Source organism: Streptomyces sp. NBC_00086, from assembly GCF_026343255.1.
In the GTDB taxonomy this organism is placed as follows: Bacteria; Actinomycetota; Actinomycetes; order Streptomycetales; family Streptomycetaceae; genus Streptomyces.
The window spans coordinates 2,336,994-2,360,408 of sequence record NZ_JAPELZ010000001.1 but is presented as its reverse complement, the minus strand read 5'-3'; the positions used below and the strand labels follow the sequence as shown (position 1 = coordinate 2,360,408).

Sequence of the window (23,415 nt, the reverse complement as noted above, 5' to 3'; positions counted from 1 at the left end):
CCCGCATCATGGACGCTGTAACCCAGGTCCCCGTGCCGGTCAACGAGCCGGTCCACTCGTACGCCCCCGGCACCCCGGAGCGCGCGCGTCTCGAAACGCAGCTGAAGCAGCTGTCCGAGAACCCGATCGAACTCCCGATGACGATCAACGGCGTCAAGCGGATGGGCGGCGGCGAGCGCTTCGACGTCGTGCAGCCGCACGACCACAAGTCGGTCCTCGGCACCTACGCGAACGCCACGCAGGCCGACGCCCAGGAAGCCGTCGACACCGCGCTGGCCGCCGCCCCGGCCTGGCGCGCGATGTCCTTCGACGACCGCGCCGCGATCATCCTGCGCGCCGCCGAGCTGCTGTCCGGCCCGTGGCGCGAGAAGCTGGCCGCTTCCACCATGCTGGGCCAGTCGAAGACCGCGCAGCAGGCCGAGATCGACACCCCGTGCGAGCTCGTCGACTTCTGGCGCTTCAACGTCCACTTCGCCCGCCAGATCCTGGCCGAGCAGCCGGTCGCGAACTCCGCCGGCGTGTGGAACCGCAGCGACCACCGCCCGCTCGAAGGCTTCGTCTACGCGATCACCCCCTTCAACTTCACGGCCATCGCGGGCAACCTGCCCACCGCCCCGGCCCTGATGGGCAACGTGGTCGTGTGGAAGCCGTCCCCGACGCAGACCCACTCCGCGGTCCTCCTCATGGAGCTCCTGGAGGAGGCCGGCCTGCCGAAGGGCGTCATCAACCTCGTGACGGGCGACGGCATCGCCGTCTCCGAGGTGGCGCTGACCCACCCCGAGCTCGCGGGCATCCACTTCACCGGTTCGACCAAGACCTTCCAGTACCTGTGGAAGACCGTCGGCACCAACATCGAGACGTACAAGTCCTACCCGCGCCTGGTCGGCGAGACCGGCGGCAAGGACTTCGTCGTCGCGCACCCGTCCGCGGACCGCGCGATCCTGAAGACCGCCCTGACCCGCGGCTCCTTCGAGTACCAGGGCCAGAAGTGCTCGGCGTCCTCGCGCGCCTACGTCCCGGCCTCGATCTGGAACGACGGCTTCAAGGAGGCCTTCGCGGCCGAGGTCGACGGCATCACCATGGGTGACGTCCGCGACCTGACGAACTTCATCGGCGCGGTCATCGACGAGCGCTCCTTCGCGAAGAACAAGGCCGCGATCGACCGCGCCATCGCGGACCCGACCTGCGAGATCGTCGCGGGCGGCACGTACGACGACTCGGAGGGCTACTTCGTCCGCCCGACCGTCATCGCGTGCACGGACCCGGAGAACGAGGTCTTCACGACCGAGTACTTCGGCCCGATCCTGGCGATTCACGTCTACGAGGACGCCGACTTCGACGCGATGCTCGCCCAGATGGAGTCCGTCTCGGCGTACGCCCTGACCGGCGCCGTCATCGCGCAGGACCGCTACGCGGCGGCCGACGCGATGGAGAAGCTCCGCTTCGCCGCGGGCAACTTCTACATCAACGACAAGTCGACCGGCGCTGTCGTCGGCCAGCAGCCCTTCGGCGGCGGCCGCGCCTCGGGCACCAACGACAAGGCCGGCGCGGCCTCGAACCTGATGCGCTGGACCTCGACCCGCTCCATCAAGGAGACCCTGGTGGCCCCGACCGACTACGGCTACCCCCACATGGGCTGATCCCAGCCCCGCTGAACCCCGCCCCCGTTCCGGTACCCCCAAGTCCGGAGCGGGGGCGGTTTCATGTCCGGCGGTCCGCCTAGACCTCGACGATGACCTGGTCCAGGGACTTGCGGATCAGGTCCGGGACCTCGCAGTCGTCCGACGGGTAGCCGACCGGGATGACCGCGAAGGCCTTCTCGTTCTCGGGGCGGTTCAGGACGTGGGAGAGGAAGCGCATCGGGCTCGGGGTGTGGATCAGGGCGGCCAGGCCGGAGAGGTGGAGGGCCGACAGGAGCATGCCGACCGCGATGCCGACCGACTCGTCGACGTAGTAGTGCTTGTGCTTCGTGCCGTCCTCGCCGAGCCAGTAGCGCTGCTGGAAGACCACGATCAGGGCCGGGGCGTCGGTGAGGTGGGTCTTCACGGCGTCCGTGCCGATCGGGCGCAGGGCCGCCAGCCACTCGTCGCCGAGCCGGCCGTCGTAGGACAGCTGCTCCTCCTGTTCGGCGGCCGCGCGGATCTGCTCCCGTACGGCGGGGTCCTTGACCAGGACGAAGGTCCACGGCTGCTGGTGCGCCCCCGAGGGCGCGGTCGCGGCGCACGCGATGGCGTCCCGGACCACCTGCTCGGGCACCGGGTCGGGGGAGAAGTGGCGTACGGTCCTGCGCTCGTCCATCCGCGTCCGCAACTCGGCGGCCCGCGCGAGGGATTCCCCGCTCGGCATCCGCTCGGGGCGGTAGGGCGCGGGACGGTACGGCTGGCCGTGGATCGGGGTCCACTGCTGGGTATCGGGAGACATGGGGCCGAGTCTGCCGAGCCAATGGTCCAGACCGCCAGAGCCGCGTCGGCCCAATCCGGCCGGTGGGCGATATTTCATGTCCGCATAGCGGATACGAGCGGTGGGGGGACGGCGCTTGCTACGGTCGCGCCATGGGCGAATGGGACGCGCGAGCCGTACGGACGAGGCTGCGGCAGATGGCTGCGCAGGACCCGGGGGCCCTGCGCCACGGCGCCCGCAATCACCGGTACGAGCTGGCTCCGCCGCTTCCCGAGGCCGAGATCCGTGCCTTCGAGGAGGAGCACGGATGCCGGCTGCCCCCGGAGTACCGCTCCTTCGTCGCCCGCGTGGGTGACGGTCCCGCCGGTCCCGCGTACGGACTGATGCCGCTCGTGACCCCGCACCCGTCCACTGACGAGGACGGGGCCGCCGAGGGGGAGTGGGCGGACGACCGGAGGCCGGGCCGGCTGGCCGCCCCCTGCCCCATGAGGGAGCCCCGGCCGTTCGACGAGGGACTGAGGTACGACCCGGACGAAGGCCTGACGCTGGGCACGCTGGTGCTCGCCGACCACGGCTGCGGCATGTACTCCCGGCTCGTCGTCAACGGACCGCTGACCGGCGAGGTCTGGTTCCTGGACCAGGACTTCGGCAGCCGTACGCCGGAGAGCCCCGACTTCCGTACCTGGTACACCGGATGGCTGGAGGGGCAGGCGTGAACGAGGTATCGCTGCGCCACACCGCGCAGCTGGCCGAGGGGGAGCTGCGGCGGGTGCGGGAGCTGCTCGGCGGGGCCTTCGAGGGGGACTTCGGGGACGAGGACTTCGAGCACGCGCTGGGCGGGATGCACGTGCTGGTGCACCAGGGCGGGGAGCTCGTGGCGCACGGGAGCGTCGTGCAGCGGCGGGTGCTGCACCGGGGGCGGGCGCTGCGCACCGGCTACGTCGAGGCCGTGGCCGTACGGGCCGACCGGCGCCGGCGCGGGCTCGGCGGCGTGGTGATGGAGGCGGTCGAGGGGGTCGTCGAGCGGGCCTACGTGCTCGGGGCGCTCAGCGCCTCCGCCGACGGGGCCCGGCTGTACGCGGGCCGCGGCTGGCGGGTGTGGGGCGGGGAGATCGGGGTGCTCGGGCCGCGCGGGCCCGAGCGGCTGCCCGAGGAGGAGGGGTCGACGTACGTGTGGACGCCGCCCGGCGGTGGGGTGCTGCTCGATCCCACCGCCGGGCCGCTGTCCTTCGACTGGCGCGAGGGCGATGTGCTCTAGCTGCCGCTGATGCTCGGGGCGCCCGTCTCGATGTGGCCCGTGTAGCGGCGCGACCAGGTGCCGTCGGAGTCGGCGAGCACCGTGAGGTCGTACCAGCCGTTGTTGTAGGCGACGGCGTTGAAGTAGTCCTCGCGCGAGGAGTTCGCCGGCACGGTGTACGTCCACGGGCCGTCCGTGCGGTAGGCGTTCGCGCGGATCGTGAAGGTGACCGGCGAGGCCGAGGCGTTCGTCATCTTGAGGTAGAGCGCCGTCTTGCCGGTGCCCGGCTCCACCGCGAAGCGGGACGCGACCTCGATCGACTTGCCCGCCTTCGACGCGTCGCCGATGAAGCGCCGCAGGAAGCGGTTCGGCCCGTACATCGAGATGTCGTACTTGCCGGAGCCGCTGCCGGTGCCGATGTTGAAGTAGTCCGTCGACGTGGCGCCGACGTCCACCGTGTACTGCCAGGCGGCTGTGTCCCGGTGCTGGTGCGGGTGGATCGAGAAGTGGGCCGCCTGCTTCGCCTCGGCGCCCGCGTTCGTCATCGAGAACCAGGCCAGGATCTTGCCGCCCGACCCGAACTCGAAGCGGTCCAGGTTCCCGTTGACCTGGTATGGAAGGGCCCGGGCGGGCCGCGTCCCCGCCTCCTGGGCCGGCTGCGCGTTGTCCTGCGGAACCGGGTTGGGGAGCGGGCCGCAGGTCGACTGGCCGATGACCTTGGCCGTGGAGGGCAGACCCGCGGGAACCCCGTAGACCGGGTGCGCGAAGTCGAAGACGCCCGTCAGGTCGCCGGTGACCTTGCGGCGCCACGCGCTGATGTTCGGACAGTTCGCGGGGGTGCCCAGCGCGGCCGTCCACTTCTCCATGAAGCGCAGCACGGAGGTGTGGTCGAAGACCTCGGAGCTCACCCAGCCGCCGCGGGTCCACGGGGACATCACGATCATCGGGACGCGGAAGCCGAGACCGATCGGGACGCCGTCGAGGTACTCGCCGGCGGTGCCGGGCGGGGCGACCGGCGGCGGGACGTGGTCGAAGAAGCCGTCGTTCTCGTCGTAGTTGAGGAAGAGGACGGTGGAGTCGAAGACCTCCGGGTTCGCCGAGAGCGCGCGGTAGACCAGGTCCACGAAGTGCGCGCCGTCGCCGGGCGGGGCGTACGGGTGCTCGGAGAAGGCCTCGTTCGCCACGACCCAGGAGACCTGGGGGAGGGTGCCGGCGACGACGTCCGCGCGGATGGCGGCGGCGATGTCGTCGGGGGTGGAGCCGGTGACCTTGGGGACGGAGCCCATGCCGCGGTCCCACAGCGGGTTGCCGGGGGCGGCGTCCGTGAACTTCTTGAAGTAGGCGAGCCCGTTGTCCCCGTAGTTGTCCTGGGCGTTCTGGTACACCTTCCAGCTCATCCCGGCGCGCTGCAGGGCCTCCGCGTACGTCTCCCAGGTCAGCCCGGACTCGTCGCCGCCGTCCTTGCTGGAGGCGTCGATCTTGCCGCTCCACAGGAAGGTGCGGTTGGGGCCGGTCGCGCTCAGGGTGGAGCAGAAGTAGGCGTCGCAGATGGTGTAGTTGTCGGCGAGGCCGTAGTGGAACGGTATGTCGCCGCGGTCGAGGTACCCCAGGGTGCGGGTGTTGCCGACGCCGGTGACGAAGTTGTCCATGCGGCCCTTGTTCCAGGCCGCGTGCTGCGAGGTCCAGCTGTGCGGGAGGTCGCCGTTGCACTGGGCGAGGGTCTCGCCGTCGACCCCGCCCGCCGGCGGGGTGGAGCTGAGCTTCCACGGGTACTGGCGGCCGCCCCAGTTCGGCTGGTTGAACATGCCCCAGCCGCCCGGGATGTTGCCGGCCGCGCGGTCACCGAAACCGCGGACACCCTTCAGCCTGCCGAAGTAGTGGTCGAAGCTGCGGTTCTCCTGCATCAGGATCACCACGTGCTTCACGTCGGTGATCGTGCCCGACGCGGTGGCCGCGGCCGCCGAGGTCGGCGCGATCGCGGGCAGGGTCGCCCCTGCCATCAGCCCGGCGCCGATCCCCACGAATCCTCTGCGGCTGATAGGTGTCACTGGCTGCTCGCCTCCAACTCAAGTGCCCCGCTGGCACATTGACGGCAAGAGTGGCGGCAGCAGCGCCAAAGGTCTACATCCGTGCGGTAAGAACTCGGTGAACATCCGGTTGGCTGGATTCAGCCGTCGACCCGTACGAGCATCTTGCCCAGATTCTCCCCTCGGAGCATGCCCCGGAAGGCCTCCACCGTGTGATCAAACCCCTGTACAACGGTGGTGTCGGTACCGATCCGGCCGCTGCGCAGGTGGGGGACGAGAAAGTCCTCCAGCTCGTCCTGCAGATTGGTGTGATTTCGAACCAATACCCCTTCCAGGCGCAGCGACTTGTGTACGACCTCGAAGAGGTTGCGGGGCGCTGCGGGGGAGCGGTCGCCGTTGTACATCGAGATCCCGCCGACCCAGGCGATCCGCCCGTACTCGCGCAGCGCGCCGATCGCCCCCTCCAGGTGGTCACCGCCGACGTTGTCCACGTAGACGTCGATGCCGTCCGGTGCGGCCTGCGCCAGCTGCTCGCCGACCGGCCCGTCGTGGTAGTCGAAGGCCGCGTCGAAGCCGAGGACCCCGGTGAGGTGGCGGACCTTCGCCGCCGACCCGGCGCTGCCGACGATCCGGCGGGCGCCGAGCAGCCGGGCGATGCGGCCGGTGGCCGTTCCGACCCCGCCCGCCGCGGCCGAGACGAAGAGGTCCTCGCCCTCGCGCAGGCTCGCGGTGCGGGTCAGGGCGGCGTACGCGGTCAGGCCGGTGCCGCCGAGGACGGAGAGGTACGCCTCCAGCGGGACGCCCTCGTGGCCGCGCAGCTTGCGGGTGCCGCCGGCGCCCAGGGTGACGAGGGCGTGGGTGCGCCAGCCCTCGCGGTGGAAGACCAGGTCGCCCTCGGCGAGGCCGGGGTCGCGCGAGGCGATGACCCGGCCCACCGAGCGGCCTTCCAGCGGGGCGCCGAGTGCGAAGCCGCCCTCGTCACCGTCCATCAGGCCGCGGTGGTACGGGTCCACGGAGAGCAGCAGGTTCTCCACCAGGGCGGTGCCGGGCCCCGGCCGGGGCACGGGGCTCTGCACGTAGGCGAAGTCGCCGGCGGCGGGGAAGCCGGCCGGCCGGGCGATCTGGTGGACGGCGTGAGCGGTGTTCGTGGTCATGGCGAGGACGCTAGGAGGGAATCGCCGGGCCGGGCAGGGGGTTTGGCTCATGGAAGCCGCAGGCCCATGAACGACGCTCATAGAACGAGGTGAGGCCCCGTGGCCGAGCTCCTCCCGCAGGAACTGCGGGTGCTGGTGGCCGTCGCCGAGCGCGGCGGGTTCTCCGCCGCGGCCGCCTCGCTGGGCCTCACCCAGTCGGCCGTCTCGCACTCGGTGCGCGGCAGCGAGGCCAAGCTCGGCGCGGTGCTCTTCGAGCGCGGCCGGACCGGCGCCTCGCCCACCCCGGCGGGGGAGCGGGCCGTCGGGCACGCCCGCCGGATCCTGCGGCTCTACGAGGTCATGGGCTCGGAGACGAGGGGCGCGGGCCGGGCCGCCGATCCGGTGGCACTGGACGGCGTGCTGCGGATCGCCGCGTTCCGCAGTGCGGCCCTGCACCTGCTGCCGCCCGCCCTGGAACGGCTCACCTCCCGCCACCCCGGCATCCGCCCCGAGGTCCGGGTGGTGCGCGAGCTCGGCGCGGGCGCGGCCGGGGAGGTGGCCGCGGGCCGCGCGGACCTCGGCATCGCGACGCTGGGCGTGGCGCGGGGGCTGCCGCCCGGCCTGCTGAGCGGGGTGCTCGTGGAGGAGGCGTACGCCCTGGTGCATCCGGCCGGGCATCCCGACCCGAAGGCGCTGCCCCTGATGGACTGGGACGAGAACTGCGGCTCCCACACCCGCACCTGGTGGCTGGCGCAGGACTGGATCCCGCGGGCGACCGTCAAGGCGGAGGACGACGCGATGGTGCTGACCATGGTCGGCCGGGGGCTCGGGATGGCGATCATGCCCGAGCTGTCGCTCAGGGAGGCGACCGGAGCGGTCGACGTCACCGGTTTGGGCCCCGAGGGGCCGGTGAGGCGCGTGGGGTACGTCACCACACCGGAATCCGCCGCCACCCTCGCCGTACGGGCTCTGATCAGGGAACTTCGTGCCGTAGGCGGCTGAAATCGGAGCCCGCGCAGGGGCCTTTCGGGCCGTACGGCGTCTCAGATAGTAGGAAGTCCGAGTAATTGCGGAGACATACAGCGGGAGCTGGCCTACGTTGTAGAAGCCGAACGTCTCGCCGATCCGGCGAATGGCGGTCGAGAGCGCGCGCCCCATGGCAGGCAACCCCTGCCGCGCACCGCTCCCCGCCTCTTCCGGCGCCTTGAAGGAACCCCTCATCCGTGGCCCCGCCACGCCGTGATCTCAAGGAGTCGATCACCATGACGCACACCCCCTCCACCACCGCCCGCCGCGTCCGCCGCTCCGCCGCCGCCGACGCGGACCGCAAGAACGCCGCCGCCGCCCTCCAGCGCGCGCTGGACCGCCGCGACAACGGCGGCTCGACCGGTCACTGACCAGCTGCGGCCCGGTCGTCGACCAGCTGCCGCCCGGCCGCTGACCAGCCACTGACCCGCCGCTGAGCGTCCCTCCGGCCCGGGACATATCGCGTCCACATGGTGGACGCGATATGTCTGAGGGATGGGACAAGGAGTACGGTTCCACCATGTCGACCAGCATCAATCTCGCAGTGATCCCCGGTGATGGCATCGGCCAGGAAGTCGTGGCTCAGGGCCTCAAGGTCCTTACCGCGGTCCTGCCCCAGGATGTGAAGCTGGAGACCAAGGAATACGACCTCGGCGCCCAGCGCTGGCACCGCACCGGTGAAACCCTCCCGGACGCGGAGCTGGAGGCCCTCAAGCACCACGACGCGATCCTGCTGGGCGCCATCGGCGACCCCTCGGTCCCGTCGGGCGTCCTTGAGCGCGGTCTGCTGCTGAAGCTCCGCTTCGCCTTCGACCACTTCATCAACCTGCGCCCGTCGAAGCTCTTCCCCAACACGGCCACCCCGCTCGCCGGCCGTCCGGAGATCGACTTCGTCGTGGTCCGCGAGGGCACCGAAGGCCCGTACACCGGCAACGGCGGCAGCCTGCGCACCGGCACCCCGGCCGAGGTGGCCACCGAGGTCAGCCTGAACACGGCGTACGGCGTCGAGCGCGTGGTCCGTGACGCGTACGAGCGTGCCAACGGCCGCCCGCGCAAGAAGCTGACGCTGGTCCACAAGAACAACGTCCTCGTCTACGCCGGTCACCTGTGGAAGAACATCTTCGACAAGGTCGGCCAGGAGTACCCCGAGGTCACCACCGACTACCTGCACGTCGACGCCGCGACGATCTTCTTCGTCACCCAGCCGGAGCGCTTCGACGTCATCGTCACGGACAACCTCTTCGGTGACATCCTCACCGACCTGGCCGCCGCCGTGACCGGCGGAATCGGCCTGGCCGCCTCGGGCAACATCAACCCGACCGGCGCCTTCCCGTCCATGTTCGAGCCCGTCCACGGCTCTGCTCCGGACATCGCCGGCACCGGCAAGGCCGACCCGACCGCGACGATCCTCTCGGTCGCCCTCCTGCTGCGCCACCTCGGCTACGAGGCCCAGGCCGCCCGCATCGAGGACGCGGTCTCCGCCGACCTGGCCGAGCGCGACGGCACCTTCCGCTCCACCGACGCCATCGGCGACGCCCTCGCCGCGCGAGTAGCCGGCTGACCCGGTAGCCCCACCTCCAGGAAGCCGCCGGGTCGCGACCACCGCACCCGGCGGCTTTTCCTGTGCGGCCCCGGGTGTCACCATCTCCCCTGGGCCGCATTCACCCCGTTGCACCGAAGTGCCCCTCGCGCGCGATAATCGAACGCGAGGCCGTGGAAAACGGGGAAGCTCGGACGTCCTAGTACGCCGTGAGCGCGGTCCGCCCTACAAAACCGGTGAAGGACAAGCACTCATGACGACGACGCCCACGATCGAGCTGAAGCCCTCCTCGACCCCCCTGTCCGCCGCGGAGCGCGACGCGATCCTGGTGAGCCCCGGCTTCGGCCGCCACTTCACCGACCACATGGTGACGATCAAGTGGACCGAGGGCCGCGGCTGGCACGACGCGGAGCTGGTTCCGTACGCGCCGCTGTCCATGGACCCCGCGAACATGACCCTGCACTACGCGCAGACGATCTTCGAGGGCCTCAAGGCCTACAAGCAGCCCGACGGCACCGTCGCCACCTTCCGCCCGCAGGCCAACGCCGAGCGCTTCCAGGCCTCCGCCCGCCGCATGGCGATGCCGGAGCTGCCGACCGAGCTGTTCATCGAGGCCTGTGACGCGCTGATCAAGCAGGACCGCGCCTGGGTGCCGGACTCCGGCGAGGCCTCGCTCTACCTGCGGCCCTTCATGTTCGCCACCGAGGTCGGCCTCGGCGTCCGCCCGGCCAACGAGTTCCTCTTCATCGTCATCGCCTCCCCGGCCGGCGCGTACTTCCCCGGGGGCGTCAAGCCCGTCTCCGTCTGGCTCTCCGAGGAGTACGTCCGCGCCGCCAAGGGCGGCACCGGCGCCGCCAAGACCGGCGGCAACTACGCGGCCTCCCTCGTCGCGCAGGCCCAGGCCGCCGAGCACGGCTGCGACCAGGTGGTCTGGCTCGACGCCGTCGAGCACCGCTGGATCGAGGAGATGGGCGGGATGAACCTGTACTTCGTGTACGGCGACCGCATCGTCACCCCCGAGCTCACCGGCTCGCTCCTGCCCGGCATCACCCGCGACTCCCTCCTCACGATCGCCCGCGACCTCGGCTACACCGCCGAAGAGGGCCGCATCACCACCGAGGACTGGAAGCGCGACAACGAGAACGGCACCCTGACCGAGGTCTTCGCCTGCGGTACGGCCGCCGTGATCACCCCGGTCGGCTCCGTCAAGTCGGAGCGCGCGAACTGGACCCAGGGCACCGGTGAGCCCGGCGAGGTCACCATGAAGCTCCGCAAGGCCCTCCTGGACCTCCAGACCGGCCACAAGGCCGACACCCACGGCTGGATGCACCCGCTGGGCTAGTCCGTCCCGTCCCGAACGGATTGAAGGCCCCCCGCGCATCGCGCGGGGGGCCTTCGGGTTTTCGGATGCGAGGGGCGACGGGAGGGGCGTGGTCAGCCCTTCTCGTCCGCCTCGCCCTCGCGCTTCTTCTTGGGCTCCTGGTTCTTCCCCTCCGGGCCGAGGCCCACCAGGGCCTCACCGAAGACGTAGGCCAGGCCCGCGACTCCCTTGACGATCCTTCCCGCCACGTATGCGAGTTCTTCCACGACGCCCCTCCGTGTCGTTGGTGGCGGCCGTGTCCTGTTCGGCCACCGCTGTACGGGGAGACGCCACGGCGGGCCGAAGGGTTGATCGGCGGCTCAGGCGGCCACCGGCTCCTCGACGGCCTCCGCCGCCGGGGCGGGGGCGGTACGGGCAGTCAGGGCCGCGTAGAGCAGGCCGCCGGTCAGGCCGGAGAGGACGAAGGAGCAGTCCACGCCGCCGGTCAGGGCCAGCAGCGGGCCCTCGTAGAACGGGGTGGTCACGGCGAGCAGGCCGATGCCCGCGCCGACGGCCCAGGAGAGGGTGGCCGGGATGTTCCAGCCGCCGCGGAACCAGTAGATCCCGCCCTTGGCGCGCCGGTTGAACACCTGGAGGGCCTCGGCGTCGTAGTGGCCGCGGCAGCGGACGTAGCCGATGAGGGTGATCACGGCCCACGGGGTGCCGATCGCGGTCAGCAGCAGCACGAACGAGGTCATCGCGGCCTGTACGTCCCACGAGAAGGAGCCGACGAACACGAACGCGGTGGCCACGGCCGCGGCGATCACGGTGGCCGTGGTGCGGGTGGCCTTGGGGACGATGGCGTCGAGGTCGAGGCCCATGGAGTAGAGCATCAGCCCGGCGTTGCCGACCGATCCGGCCCCCGCGGCGACCAGCAGCGGAACCAGGTACCAGAACGGCGCGGCGCCGACCAGCGGCCCGGCGTACTCGGTGCCCGCCCGGGCGGCGAGCGCGGTGTAGGTGCCGAAGAGCTGCGGGATCAGCAGCCCGATGAGCAGGCCGAGCCCGGTGGACCAGAGCACCTTGCGGGAGCTGTGCCGGCGCGGGGAGACGTAGCGGGTGTAGTCGCCGAGCAGGGTGATGAAGGCGACGGGCCCGCTGAGCCCGGCCGCGACGGCGGCGAGCAGCCAGGTCGGCCAGAAGGAGCCGAGCAGGTACGCGGTGTCGGGCGGGGCGGCGGTGGTGAAGTCGGGTGCGTAGGCGAACACGCCGACGGCCAGCAGCAGCACCATGCCGATGGAGAGCACCTTGCTCATGCGCAGCAGCAGCCGGTAGCCGAAGACGGCCGCGACCACGGTGCACGCGGCGAGCACGCCGTACATCACGGCCCGGGAGACGCCGGTGTCCGGCAGCCCGGTGAGCCGGGACAGGGCGCCGACCATCACGTCGCCGCCTATCCACAGGGTCAGCGCGGTGTAGCCGAGGGAGAGCAGCAGCCCGACCACCGAGCCGACGAGCCGGCCGCGGACGCCGAACTGGGCGCCGCTGGAGGTGGACAGGTTGGTCCCCGTGCGCAGGGAGACGAGCGCCAGCGGCGCGGTGAAGGCGATGCCGACGAGGGTGCCGGTCACGATGGCGGTGACCGACGGCCACAGACCCAGTCCGAAGGACGGGGGCAGCCAGCCGAAGACGATCACACCGAGGCAGAGATTGGAGCCGAGGAGGATCGAGATCAGGTCACGGGGACCGCTCGTCCGTTCCTCCTCCGGAATGGTGTCGACTCCGCGCTGTTCGATGGGCATGGGGGGACTCCCTTGGCAGGGCGGGGGGTGGCAACGCAATGTTTGAGCGACACTCAATGTGACCTAAGCCTTGGTCTCAGGTCAATGCTTCATTGCAGGGAAATGAAGAGTTAGAGTGATGCTCTAACCCATCGACTCAAAGGGTGGTGGATCGGCGTGCGGCTGACCCCTACGGAGCGCGACCGGCTGCTTCTCCGCAGCGCTGCGGAACTGGCCAGGGCCCGACGGGCCCGCGGACTCAAACTCAACGTCCCGGAGGCCACCGCGCTCATCGCGGACACGGTCTGCGAGGCCGCGCGTGACGGCAAGCGGCTGGCGGAGGCCATCGAGGAGGCCCGCTCCGTGCTGGGCCCCGCCGACGTGCTGCCCGGCGTCAGCGACGTGGTCACCGAGGTGCACGTGGAGGCCGTCTTCGACGACGGATCCCGCCTCGCGGTGGTCTCGTCCCCGATCCGGGGCGCCGTCGGCCTGGGCGAGGACGCCCCGGGCGCGGTCGTACCCGGCCCCGGAGCCCCCCAGCCGGAGCCCGTGGTCCACCTGCACGTGCGCAACACCGCCGCGGTGCCGGTGAGCGTCACCTCCCACTTCCACTTCTTCGAGGCCAACCCGCGCCTCGACTTCGACCGCGCGGCGGCGTACGGCATGCGGCTGTGCGTGCCGGCGGGCTCGTCCGTACGGTTCGACCCGCACGGCGAGGGCGAGGTCGGCCTCGTCCCCATCGGCGGGGACCGCATCGCGATCGGCTTCGCGGGGCTGGTCGACGGACCGCTGGACGCCCCGGGCGCCAAGGCCGAAGCCCTGCGCCGCGCGGCCGCCTGCGGCTACCTCGGCACGGACGGCACCGGCGCGACCGATGGAGCCGGCGCGACCGACGGCACCGGCGCGACCGACGGCACCGGCGCGACCGACGGAGCCGACGCGACCGATGGAACCGACGCCACGGACGGAGACCAGGCGTGAGCAAGCAGACCCGCCACAGTGACCACTGCGCACCCGGCAGCCGGCACATCGACCCGCACGAGTACGCCTCCGTCTTCGGCCCCCGGGCCGGGGACCGCGTCCGGCTCGGCGACTCCGGGCTGACCGTCCGCGTGGAGTCCGATTCGCAGAGGCCCGGGGACGAGTTCCTGGCCGGCTTCGGCAAGACGGCCCGCGACGGACTGCACCTGAAGGCCGCCGCCGTCCGCGACACCTGCGACGTGGTGATCAGCAACGTGCTGGTCATCGACGCCGTCCTCGGCATCCGCAAGGTCTCCATCGGCATCCGCGAGGGCCGCATCCACGCGATCGGCCGGGCCGGCAACCCCGACACCCTCGACGGGGTCGACGTCGTGGTCGGCACGGGGACGAGCATCGTCTCCGGCGAGGGCATGATCGCCACCGCCGGCGCCGTCGACACCCACGTGCACCTGCTCTCCCCGCGCATCATGGAGGCCTCGCTCGCCGCGGGCGTCACCACGATCATCGGCCAGGAGTTCGGCCCGGTCTGGGGCGTCGGGGTCAACTCGCCGTGGGCGCTGAAGCACGCCTTCAACGCCTTCGACGCGTGGCCCGTCAACATCGGCTTCCTGGCCCGCGGTTCCTCCTCGGACGCGGCCCCGCTGATCGAGGCCCTCGCCGAAGGCGGCGCCTCCGGCTTCAAGGTCCACGAGGACATGGGCGCGCACACCCGAGCCCTGGACACCGCCCTGCGGGTCGCGGAGGAGCACGACGTCCAGGTCGCCCTGCACAGCGACGGCCTCAACGAGTGCCTGTCCGTCGAGGACACCCTGCGGGTGCTGGACGGCCGGACCATCCACGCCTTCCACATCGAGGGCTGCGGCGGCGGCCACGTCCCCAACGTCCTGAAGATGGCCGGCGTCCCGAACGTCATCGGCTCCTCCACCAACCCGACCCTGCCCTTCGGCCGGGACGCGGTCGCCGAGCACTACGGGATGATCGTCTCCGTCCACGACCTCAAGCCGGACCTCCCCGGCGACGCCGCCATGGCCCGCGACCGGATCCGCGCGGGCACGATGGGGGCCGAGGACGTCCTGCACGACCTCGGCGCGATCGGCATCACCTCCTCCGACGCCCAGGGCATGGGCCGCGCCGGCGAGACCATCCGCCGCACCTTCGCCATGGCCGCCAAGATGAAGGGCGAGCTGGGACCGCTGGCCGGCGACGGCGAGGGCGACGACAACGCCCGCGTCCTGCGCTACATGGCCAAGCTGACCATCAACCCGGCCATCGCCCACGGCCTGTCCCACGAGATCGGCTCCATCGAAGTCGGCAAGCTCGCCGACATCGTTCTGTGGCGCCCCCAGTTCTTCGGCGCCAAGCCGCAGCTGGTCCTCAAGTCCGGCTTCCCGGCCTACGGGGTCACCGGCGACCCCAACGCCGCCACCGACACCTGCGAACCGCTGGTCCTCGGCCCGCAGTTCGGCTCGTACGGGGCCACCGCGGCCGATATCTCCGTCGCCTTCGTCTCGGCCGCCGCGGCGGCCCTGGGCAGCGACGAGATGCCGACCCGCAGGCGCCGGGTCGCCGTCCGCGGCACCCGGGGCATCGGTCCCGGCGACCTGCTCCTCAACTCCCGGGTGGGCGCGGTCGATGTGGACGCGCGCAGCGGACTCGTCTCCCTCGACGGGGAACCGCTGCGCTCCGAAGCCGCCGAATCGGTCTCCCTCAACCGCCTGTACTTCCTGTAAGCCTTAAGGACCCCTGCCATGAGCAACGCCGCCAAGCCGGTAGACAACGGATTCCGGATGCCCGCCGAGTGGACGCCCCACGAGCGCACCTGGATGGCCTGGCCCAGCCCCAACCCCACCTTCACCAACGAGCAGGAGCTCGCCGAAGCCCGCGAGGCCTGGGGCGCCGTCGCCCGCGCGGTGCGCTCGTACGAGCCGGTGACCCTGGTGGTCTCGCCCGGTGACGCGGAGAGCGCCCGCGCCGTCGTCGGCGATGACATCAAGCTGGTCGAGCGCGAGCTCGACGACGCCTGGATGCGCGACATCGGCCCGACCTTCGTCACCAACGACGCCGGCGAGCTGGCCGCCGTCGACTGGACCTTCAACGGCTGGGGCGCCCAGGAGTGGGCCCGCTGGGACCACGACTCGAAGATCGCCCGGGAGATCTCCGGCCTCGCCGGGACCCGCACCTACAGCACCGCGCTGGTCAACGAGGGCGGCGCCATCCACGTGGACGGCGAGGGCACCGTGCTCCTCACCGACACCGTGCAGCTCGGCAAGGGCCGCAACCCCGACTGGACCCGCGAGCAGGTCGAGGCCGAGATCCACGCCCACCTGGGCACCACCAAGGCGATCTGGCTCCCGTACGGCCTGGCCGGCGACTACGGCACCTACGGCACCCAGGGCCACGTGGACATCGTCGCGGCCTTCGCCCGCCCCGGTGTGGTCATGGTCCACAGCCAGCCCGACCCGGCCCACCCGGACCACGAGCGCGGCAAGACCATCGCCGCCATCCTGCGCGCCTCCACCGACGCCCGGGGGCGCCAGCTCCAGGTCGTGGAGATCCCGGCGCCGACCGTGCTGGAAGAGGACGGGGAGTGGGTCGACTACTCCTACATCAACCACTACCTGTGCAACGGCGGCGTGGTCCTGTGCGCCTTCGACGACCCGCGCGACGAGGAGGCCGCGGAGATCTTCCGCGGTCTGTTCCCCGAGCGGACCGTGACGCTCGTCGACGCACGTACGATTTTCGCCGGGGGTGGCGGTATCCACTGCATCACCCAGCAGCAGCCGAAGGTCTGACCCGAGAGGGCGGCCGGGACGAGGAGTGGGCCATGGTGGCGGGTGAGGTACGTGCCGCGCGCAAGAACGCGCCGCCGCGCGAGGACGTACTGGTCGCCGCCATGGCCACCATCGCCGAACGCGGCCTGGACGGTCTGACCATGGCCGGCCTCGGCCGCCAGGTCGGCATGAGCAGCGGCCACCTCCTCTACTACTTCCGCACCAAGGACGAGCTCCTGCTGCAGACCCTGGAGTGGAGCGAGGCGGCGCTCGGCACCCGGCGCCGCGCCCTGCTGTCCCGCCGCGGACCGGCGCGCGAGCGCCTGCAGGCGTACGTGGACCTGTACGTGCCCGAGGGCGCCCGGGATCCGCACTGGACCCTGTGGCTGGAGGTCTGGAACCGCTCGCAGAACGCGGGACCGGGGGAGCGGGACCGCCAGGGGGCCATCGAGGGCGCCTGGCACCGCGACCTGGTGGCCCTGCTCGCCGAGGGCATCTCGCGCGGAGAGTTCCGCCCGGTCGACCCGGACCGCTTCGCGGCCCGGCTGCGGGCCCTGCTCGACGGGTTCAGCATCCAGGTCGCCGTCGGCCTGCCCGGGATAGGGCGGGGCGACATCCTGGAGCACGTCGGCGAGTTCCTCAGCGAGGCGCTGACCCCGGGTGCCGGAGCCTGAGATCGCGGCCCGGGACGGCGGCCCCGCCCCTGGCCCCGCGCTCGCCCCGCCCTCCGGCCCTCGGACAGACGTGCCCGCATGCTGAGATTCCTGTCCACCCGCGGCATGCGGTATGGCAGACTGCCGACGTGCCTGCTCAGCTCATGATTATGGACAGCAGCGCGCCGGTCCCCAGTGGCCGCTGAGCCGCGGAAGAACTTCGCGGAGGCGGCCACCGTGCCTCAGACCCGCGCGCAGACCTCTCGCACCCGCGAGAGGTTTTTTCGTTTTCCGGCCACGAACATGCCGGGATCGGGCAGCGCGCGATGATGGGGGCAGTGGCGTCGGCCTGCCCGAGGGCGGGCATCCGGAACCACCCATCCGACAGGAGTCAGATCAGCATGACGACGACAGAGGCGACCGAGCCGACTGCGCCGGCTTCGGGCCCCGGCGATCCCGGCGGTGTCGAAGATGGGTTCCACGTCTTCGACACGACCCTGCGCGACGGTGCCCAGCGTGAGGGCATCAACCTCACGGTCGCGGACAAGCTGACGATCGCCCGGCACCTGGACGACTTCGGGGTGGGGTTCATCGAGGGCGGCTGGCCCGGCGCCAACCCGCGCGACACGGAGTTCTTCTCGCGTGCCCGCGCGGAGATCGACTTCAAGCACGCCCAGCTCGTCGCCTTCGGCGCGACCCGCCGGGCGGGCGGCTCCGCCGCCACCGACCCGCAGGTCCGCGCCCTGCTGGAATCCGGCGCCCCGGTGATCACCCTGGTCGCCAAGTCCCACGACCGGCACGTCGAGCTGGCCCTGCGCACCACCCTCGACGAGAACCTGGAGATGGTCCGCGACACCGTCGCCCACCTGGTCTCCCAGGGCCGCCGGGTCTTCGTCGACTGCGAGCACTTCTTCGACGGCTACCGGGCCAACGCCGAGTACGCGAAGTCCGTCGTGCGCGCCGCCCACGAGGCCGGCGCCGACGTCGTGGTCCTCTGCGACACCAACGGCGGCATGCTGCCCGCGCAGATCACCGCGACCGTGGCGACCGTACTGGCCGACACCGGCGCGCGCCTGGGCATCCACGCCCAGGACGACACCGGCTGCGCCGTGGCCAACACGCTGGCCGCCGTGGACGCGGGCGCCACCCACGTGCAGTGCACCGCGAACGGCTACGGCGAGCGGGTCGGCAACGCCAACCTCTTCCCGGTCGTCGCCGCGCTGGAGATCAAGTACGGCCGTACGGTCCTCCCGGCGGGCGCGCTGGCCGAGATGACCCGCATCTCCCACGCCATCGCGGAGGTCGTCAACCTCACCCCCTCCACGCACCAGCCCTACGTCGGCGTCTCCGCCTTCGCGCACAAGGCGGGCCTGCACGCCTCGGCCATCAAGGTCGACCCGGACCTGTACCAGCACATCGACCCCGCGCGCGTCGGCAACACCATGCGGATGCTCGTCTCCGACATGGCCGGCCGGGCCTCCATCGAGCTCAAGGGCAAGGAGCTCGGAGTCGACCTCGGCGGGGACCGCGCGCTGGTCTCCCGGGTGGTGGAGCGGGTCAAGGAGCGCGAGCTCCAGGGCTACACCTACGAAGCCGCCGACGCCTCCTTCGAGCTGCTGCTGCGCGCCGAGGCCGAGGGCCGGGCGCGCAAGTACTTCCGCATCGAGTCCTGGCGGGCCATCGTCGAGGACCGCCCCGACGGCACGCACGCCAACGAGGCGACGGTGAAGCTGTGGGCCAAGGGCGAGCGGATCGTCGCGACGGCGGAGGGCAACGGCCCCGTCAACGCGCTGGACCGCGCGCTGCGGGTCGCCCTGGAGCGCTTCTACCCCCAGCTCGCGAAGTTCGAGCTGATCGACTACAAGGTCCGCATCCTGGAGGGCGCACACGGCACGTCGTCCACGACCCGGGTCCTGGTCACCACGACCGACGGCACCCGCGAGTGGAACACGGTGGGCGTCGCCCCGAACGTCATCGCCGCCTCCTGGCAGGCCCTGGAAGACGCCTTCACCTACGGCCTCCTCCACGCGGGCGTGGAACCGGCGGAGTAGGCCCGGCCGCCCTTGGGACGCTTCCGCGTCAGCAGGCATCCCTGATGTATGCGCGGAAGCGCTTGCGGCTCATGGCCTCGCCGTCGGCCCAGACCTGTCCGGGGCCCAGGGCCTGGATGTCCCTGCTCTCGAACAAGGTGGCGGAGGAGTACAGGACCCAGTGGCCGTCCTCCAGCACATCGAAGCTGAGGTAATAGCTGCCCGCGTCCAAGGACGGCGGAGCCCCGGGCTCCCCGTTCCGACCCGGGACCGGGGCGAGGAGGGGAAACGGCCCCGGGCGGCTGTCCCCGCGGACATGGCCCGTGGTCCGGGTCGTGGAGGGCGACCCCTCCACCGGGGGGCCGGCCAGATAGAACCCGGTGATCTCCCCTTCGTTGCTGCATCGCCCGGCTTCCACCATGAGCTGCCCCGAGTCGTCCTTGTACACCCCGGCGAGGTCGTACGTGGGCGGGCTGCATGCCGTCAGCAGTCCGCCACTCAGTAGTGCGAGTCCCATCAGTAGTCCGCGCCGCACCGGCCCCACCCCCTGGATCGGGAGCATAGGTCGAACGTCTGACCGGCGCGGGCCGATAGCCCTTATGTCCAGCTCACACAGGATTGCACCCGTTCGGGTAGCGTCATGGATATGAGGACCAGGCTTATATCCGTACGTATGGGATCGCTGCTGGCCGCTCTGCTGCTGGCGCTGTCGGCGACCGCGCTGCTGGTCGCCCCGCAGGCGTCGGCGGCGGACGGGACCACCACCGTGGCCCAGGCCCTCAAGAAGGGCCCGGTCTACGTGGACCCCCGCGCCGAGGCGCAGCTGTCGCCCGCGCAGGCGGACGCGCTCGCGCAGAAGATCAAGGACGCCGGGAAGCCGGTGTTCGTGGCGGTGCTGCCCGCCACCGCCGAGTTCCCGGCCGCCAGCGTGCTCAAGACGGTCCGTACCGAGACCGGCATCACCGGGCTCTACGCGATCCGGCTCGGGGAAGGCTTCAACGCCGGCGCCGACCGGGCCGTCATGCCGAGCAACGCGGTCCGCAACCTGGTCGACGCCGTCAAGGCGGGCGGGGCTACGGACGCGAACACCGAGCTCAACGCCTTCGTGGACCAGGCCCTCGCCCAGGCCAAGGGCAAGGCCCCCGCCTCCTGGGGCACTGCGAGCACCGACAGCGGGGCCCCGGTGGGCGCCCTGATCGGGCTCGGCGTGGTGGCCGCCGTCGGCGGTGGCGGGGCGTACGCGCTGGTCAAGCGCAACCGAAAGAAGAAGGAAGAGCTCCGGCGCGAGTCCATCGCCCGGCTGAGCGTGGTCGTCGACGAGGACATCACGGCCTTCGGCGAGGAGCTGGAGCGCCTCGACTTCCACCCCGGTGAGCCCGGCGCCGACGACGCCATGCGCGCGGACTACGAGCAGGGCCTCGACTCGTACGAGAAGGCCAAGCAGATCATGGCCTCCGTGCAGCATCCGGAGGAGGTCAAGGGGGTCACCCAGGCCCTCGAAGACGGCCGGTTCGCGCTGGCCCGCCTCGACGCGCGCCGGCAGGGCCGCCCGCTGCCCGAGCGCCGCGCACCCTGCTTCTTCGACCCGCGCCACGGGCCGAGCACCGAGGACGCCGCCTGGGCCCCGTCGGGCGGGGCCGCCCGTACGGTCCCGGTCTGCGCGGCGGACGCCGTCCGGCTGCGCGACGGTCAGGACCCGGCGGTCCGCACCGTCGACACCGAGCACGGTCCGCGCCCCTACTACGACGCCGGCCCGGCGTACGGTCCCTGGGCCGGCGGCTACTTCGGGGGCGGCATCCTGCCCGGCCTGCTCATGGGCACGATGCTCGGTTCGATGATGTCCAGTCCGGCCTACGCCTCCGACTTCGGAGGCGGCAACGGATTCGATGGTGGAGGCGGTGGCTTCGACGGCGGCGACGTCTCCGGGGCCGACTTCAACCCGTCCGACTTCGGCGGCGGGGACTTCGGAGGCGGAGGCGGCTTCGACGGCGGTGGCGGGTTCGGCGGGGGCGACTTCTAGCCGCCCCGGCCCCGCCCGGGGTCACGCCTGCTTGATCGCCGAGATGTCGAAGGTCAGCTTCACCTTGTCGCTGACCATCACGCCGCCGGTCTCCAGCGCCGCGTTCCAGGTCAGGCCCCAGTCGGAGCGCAGGATCTCGGCCGAGCCCTCGAACCCGACGCGCTCGTTGCCGTAGACGTCGGTGGCCGAGCCGCCGAACTCCAGGTCGATGGAGAGCGGGCGCGTGACGTCCTTGATGGTCAGCTCGCCGGTGATGCGGTACTTGTCGCCGCCGAGCTGCTGCGCCTCGGTGGAGCGGAAGGTCATCAGCGGGAAGGTCTCCGCGTCGAAGAAGTCCCCGGAGCGCAGGTGGCCGTCGCGGTCGCCGATGCCGGTGTCGATGGAGGCGATCTTCACGTCGATGGAGGCGGTGGAGCGGGAGGGGTCGGCACCGTCCAGGTGCAGGGTGCCCTCGTGGTCGGCGAAGGAGCCGCGCACGTTGGTGACCATCGCGTGGCGGACGGTGAAGCCGATGCTGCTGTGGGAGGCGTCGATGACGTAGTCGCCGGTGAGTGCGGCGAGGGCCGGGTCCACGTCGAGGGTGGCGACGGCGGTGTTGGCGGTGTCCTGCGTGCGGCGGGTGAAGAGACCCATGACTGCTCCTTGGTGGGGGGTGCCGCTCGATGTCCGGCACTCGTTGAACTTTCAACAACAACGACGCTAGACCCATTCCGTTCAAATTTCAACCTCTGGGTTTCTTGCGCGTGGCTTGGCGGTGCCTTGGAGGCGGCTTGGCGGGAGTTTTGTGGGAAACCGACAATGGACCAAGGTCCTGCCTGGTGGGCCCGGCTGCACCCCCGGCGGTTCTGTCCGGGACGGACAGCGGAAGACACCCGACACTGTGTGGATTCGACGGAGGGTTTTTGGGGTCCGGCTTCGTAAGGTCATTACATGACCGTTGTGGACCAGATTCCGAGCGAGCCGACGGACGCCCGCGGGCGCGTGGCCGAGCTGCACGACCTGCGCGAGCAGGCGCGGCGCGGCCCGAGCGACCGGGCGACCGAAGCGCAGCATGCCAAGGGCAAGCTCACCGCCCGTGAGCGGATCGCGTTGCTGCTCGACGAAGGTTCCTTCAAGGAGGTCGAGCAGCTGCGCCGCCACCGGGCGACGGGGTTCGGCCTGGAGGCCAAGAAGCCCTACACCGACGGTGTCATCACCGGCTGGGGCACGGTCGAGGGCCGTACGGTCTTCGTCTACGCACACGACTTCCGGATCTTCGGCGGCGCCCTGGGCGAGGCCCACGCCCAGAAGATCCACAAGATCATGGACATGGCCATCGCGGCCGGTGCCCCGCTGGTCTCCCTCAACGACGGCGCCGGCGCCCGCATCCAGGAGGGCGTCTCCGCGCTCGCCGGCTACGGCGGCATCTTCCAGCGCAACACCAGGGCCTCGGGCGTCATCCCGCAGATCTCGGTGATGCTGGGCCCCTGCGCCGGCGGCGCGGCCTACTCCCCGGCGCTGACGGACTTCGTGTTCATGGTCCGGGAGACCTCGCAGATGTTCATCACCGGCCCGGACGTGGTCCGCGCGGTGACCGGCGAGGAGATCACCCAGAACGGCCTCGGCGGCGCGGACGTGCACGCCGAGACCTCGGGCGTCGCGCACTTCGCGTACGACGACGAGGAGACCTGCATCTCCGAGGTCCGCTACCTCATCACGATGCTGCCCTCCAACAACCGCGAGAACCCCCCGGTCCACGAGACCAGCGACCCGGCCGACCGCCGGTCCGACGTCCTGCTGGACCTGGTGCCCGCCGACGGCAACCGCCCGTACGACATGCTCAAGGTCATCGAGGAGCTCGTCGACGAGGGCGACGTCCTGGAGATCCACGAGCGCTGGGCCCGCAACATCATCTGCGCGCTCGCGCGGATGGACGGCCAGGTCGTCGGAATCGTCGCCAACCAGCCCGGCCACCTCGCCGGCGTCCTGGACATCCACGCCTCCGAGAAGGCGGCGCGCTTCGTCCAGCTCTGCGACGCCTTCAACATCCCGATCATCACCCTCCTGGACGTCCCCGGCTTCCTGCCGGGCGTCGACCAGGAGCACGGCGGCATCATCCGCCACGGCGCCAAGCTGCTGTACGCGTACTGCAACGCGACCGTGCCGCGGATCTCGCTGATCCTGCGCAAGGCCTACGGCGGTGCGTACATCGTCATGGACTCCCAGTCCATCGGCGCCGACCTCACCTACGCCTGGCCGACCAACGAGATCGCCGTAATGGGCGCCGAGGGCGCCGCCAACGTCATCTTCCGCAAGCAGATCGCGGACGCCGAAGACCCCGAGGCCATGCGTGCGCGCATGGTCAAGGAGTACAAGTCCGAGCTGATGCACCCTTACTACGCGGCCGAGCGAGGCCTCGTCGACGACGTCATCGACCCCGCGGAAACCCGCGAGGTCCTCGTCGCCGCACTCGCGATGCTCCGCAACAAGCACGCCGACCTGCCGTCGCGCAAGCACGGCAACCCGCCCCAGTAGAC

At 71.2% G+C, this 23,415-nt stretch carries 21 protein-coding genes; 14 read left to right on the top strand and 7 right to left on the bottom strand.

Annotated features, from left to right (window positions below; genetic code table 11):
• Positions 1-8: 8 nt before the first annotated feature.
• Entirely contained in the window at positions 9-1,640 is a 1,632-nt protein-coding gene (pruA, locus tag OG276_RS10285) for an L-glutamate gamma-semialdehyde dehydrogenase (RefSeq protein WP_266904149.1), read from the top strand.
• Between the two features lie 79 nt (positions 1,641-1,719).
• Here pruA and OG276_RS10280 read toward each other — a convergent pair whose 3' ends face one another.
• Entirely contained in the window at positions 1,720-2,421 is a 702-nt protein-coding gene (locus OG276_RS10280; protein WP_266904147.1) for a nitroreductase family protein, read from the bottom strand.
• 131 nt (positions 2,422-2,552) lie between these two features.
• Here OG276_RS10280 and OG276_RS10275 point away from each other — a divergent pair, with 131 nt between their 5' ends.
• Together OG276_RS10275 and OG276_RS10270 are read left to right on the top strand one after the other, a co-directional pair.
• Entirely contained in the window at positions 2,553-3,116 is a 564-nt protein-coding gene (locus tag OG276_RS10275; protein ID WP_266904145.1) for an SMI1/KNR4 family protein, read from the top strand.
• Positions 3,113-3,658, top strand: coding sequence for a GNAT family N-acetyltransferase (locus OG276_RS10270; RefSeq protein WP_266904143.1), 546 nt, complete (start codon positions 3,113-3,115; stop codon positions 3,656-3,658). The genes OG276_RS10275 and OG276_RS10270 overlap by 4 nt, the downstream gene beginning before the upstream one ends.
• Here the strand turns inward: OG276_RS10270 and OG276_RS10265 are convergent.
• Together OG276_RS10265 and OG276_RS10260 are read right to left on the bottom strand one after the other, a co-directional pair.
• Positions 3,655-5,685 (bottom strand): phosphocholine-specific phospholipase C, encoded by a 2,031-nt coding sequence (locus OG276_RS10265; protein WP_266904141.1) that lies wholly within the window; start codon positions 5,683-5,685, stop codon positions 3,655-3,657. The genes OG276_RS10270 and OG276_RS10265 overlap by 4 nt on opposite strands.
• Positions 5,686-5,804: 119 nt before the next feature.
• Positions 5,805-6,818 carry an NADP-dependent oxidoreductase gene (locus OG276_RS10260; protein WP_266904139.1) on the bottom strand — a complete coding sequence of 338 codons (1,014 nt, stop codon included), beginning with the start codon at positions 6,816-6,818 and terminating at the stop codon, positions 5,805-5,807.
• 99 nt (positions 6,819-6,917) lie between these two features.
• On the opposite strand from OG276_RS10260, the gene OG276_RS10255 reads away from it, so the two are divergent.
• The 4 genes from OG276_RS10255 to OG276_RS10240 all read left to right on the top strand — a co-directional run bounded on the left by OG276_RS10255 (position 6,918) and on the right by OG276_RS10240 (position 10,705).
• Positions 6,918-7,799, top strand: coding sequence for a LysR family transcriptional regulator (locus OG276_RS10255; RefSeq protein ID WP_266904137.1), 882 nt, complete (start codon positions 6,918-6,920; stop codon positions 7,797-7,799).
• A 260-nt stretch (positions 7,800-8,059) separates the two neighbouring features.
• Complete coding sequence (locus OG276_RS10250) at positions 8,060-8,194, top strand: hypothetical protein (RefSeq protein ID WP_266904135.1); 135 nt, start codon at positions 8,060-8,062, stop codon at positions 8,192-8,194.
• A gap of 149 nt (positions 8,195-8,343) precedes the next feature.
• Entirely contained in the window at positions 8,344-9,384 is a 1,041-nt protein-coding gene (locus OG276_RS10245; protein WP_250742445.1) for a 3-isopropylmalate dehydrogenase, read from the top strand.
• A gap of 232 nt (positions 9,385-9,616) precedes the next feature.
• The gene (locus OG276_RS10240; protein WP_266904134.1) at positions 9,617-10,705 is read left to right on the top strand and encodes a branched-chain amino acid aminotransferase; all 1,089 of its coding nucleotides are present in this window, start codon (positions 9,617-9,619) and stop codon (positions 10,703-10,705) included.
• 92 nt (positions 10,706-10,797) lie between these two features.
• On the opposite strand, the gene OG276_RS10235 is transcribed toward OG276_RS10240, so the two are convergent.
• Together OG276_RS10235 and OG276_RS10230 are read right to left on the bottom strand one after the other, a co-directional pair.
• A complete protein-coding gene (locus OG276_RS10235; protein ID WP_266904133.1) occupies positions 10,798-10,950 on the bottom strand; it encodes a hypothetical protein in 153 nt (50 codons plus the stop codon).
• A gap of 93 nt (positions 10,951-11,043) precedes the next feature.
• Positions 11,044-12,465 (bottom strand): cytosine permease, encoded by a 1,422-nt coding sequence (locus OG276_RS10230; protein WP_266904132.1) that lies wholly within the window; start codon positions 12,463-12,465, stop codon positions 11,044-11,046.
• Between the two features lie 156 nt (positions 12,466-12,621).
• Here OG276_RS10230 and ureA point away from each other — a divergent pair, with 156 nt between their 5' ends.
• The 5 genes from ureA to cimA all read left to right on the top strand — a co-directional run bounded on the left by ureA (position 12,622) and on the right by cimA (position 18,900).
• Positions 12,622-13,425 carry an urease subunit gamma gene (ureA, locus tag OG276_RS10225; protein WP_266904131.1) on the top strand — a complete coding sequence of 268 codons (804 nt, stop codon included), beginning with the start codon at positions 12,622-12,624 and terminating at the stop codon, positions 13,423-13,425.
• A complete protein-coding gene (locus OG276_RS10220; RefSeq protein WP_266904130.1) occupies positions 13,422-15,155 on the top strand; it encodes an urease subunit alpha in 1,734 nt (577 codons plus the stop codon). Before ureA ends, OG276_RS10220 begins: the two co-directional genes overlap by 4 nt.
• 18 nt (positions 15,156-15,173) lie before the next feature.
• Positions 15,174-16,217, top strand: a complete 1,044-nt coding sequence (locus tag OG276_RS10215; protein WP_266904129.1) for an agmatine/peptidylarginine deiminase — start codon at positions 15,174-15,176, stop codon at positions 16,215-16,217.
• A 32-nt stretch (positions 16,218-16,249) separates the two neighbouring features.
• Positions 16,250-16,870: a TetR/AcrR family transcriptional regulator gene (locus tag OG276_RS10210; protein ID WP_250742438.1), complete on the top strand. Its 621-nt coding sequence runs from the start codon at positions 16,250-16,252 to the stop codon at positions 16,868-16,870.
• A 380-nt stretch (positions 16,871-17,250) separates the two neighbouring features.
• The gene (gene cimA / locus OG276_RS10205) at positions 17,251-18,900 is read left to right on the top strand and encodes a citramalate synthase (RefSeq protein WP_266904128.1); all 1,650 of its coding nucleotides are present in this window, start codon (positions 17,251-17,253) and stop codon (positions 18,898-18,900) included.
• Between the two features lie 28 nt (positions 18,901-18,928).
• On the opposite strand, the gene OG276_RS10200 is transcribed toward cimA, so the two are convergent.
• Positions 18,929-19,396: a hypothetical protein gene (locus OG276_RS10200; protein ID WP_266904127.1), complete on the bottom strand. Its 468-nt coding sequence runs from the start codon at positions 19,394-19,396 to the stop codon at positions 18,929-18,931.
• A 129-nt stretch (positions 19,397-19,525) separates the two neighbouring features.
• Between OG276_RS10200 and OG276_RS10195 the strand changes: the two genes are divergently transcribed.
• Complete coding sequence (locus OG276_RS10195; protein WP_266904126.1) at positions 19,526-20,899, top strand: hypothetical protein; 1,374 nt, start codon at positions 19,526-19,528, stop codon at positions 20,897-20,899.
• A 21-nt stretch (positions 20,900-20,920) separates the two neighbouring features.
• Here OG276_RS10195 and OG276_RS10190 read toward each other — a convergent pair whose 3' ends face one another.
• A complete protein-coding gene (locus OG276_RS10190; RefSeq protein ID WP_266904125.1) occupies positions 20,921-21,532 on the bottom strand; it encodes a YceI family protein in 612 nt (203 codons plus the stop codon).
• Between the two features lie 297 nt (positions 21,533-21,829).
• Here OG276_RS10190 and OG276_RS10185 point away from each other — a divergent pair, with 297 nt between their 5' ends.
• The gene (locus tag OG276_RS10185; protein WP_266904124.1) at positions 21,830-23,413 is read left to right on the top strand and encodes an acyl-CoA carboxylase subunit beta; all 1,584 of its coding nucleotides are present in this window, start codon (positions 21,830-21,832) and stop codon (positions 23,411-23,413) included.
• Positions 23,414-23,415 lie beyond the last annotated feature (2 nt).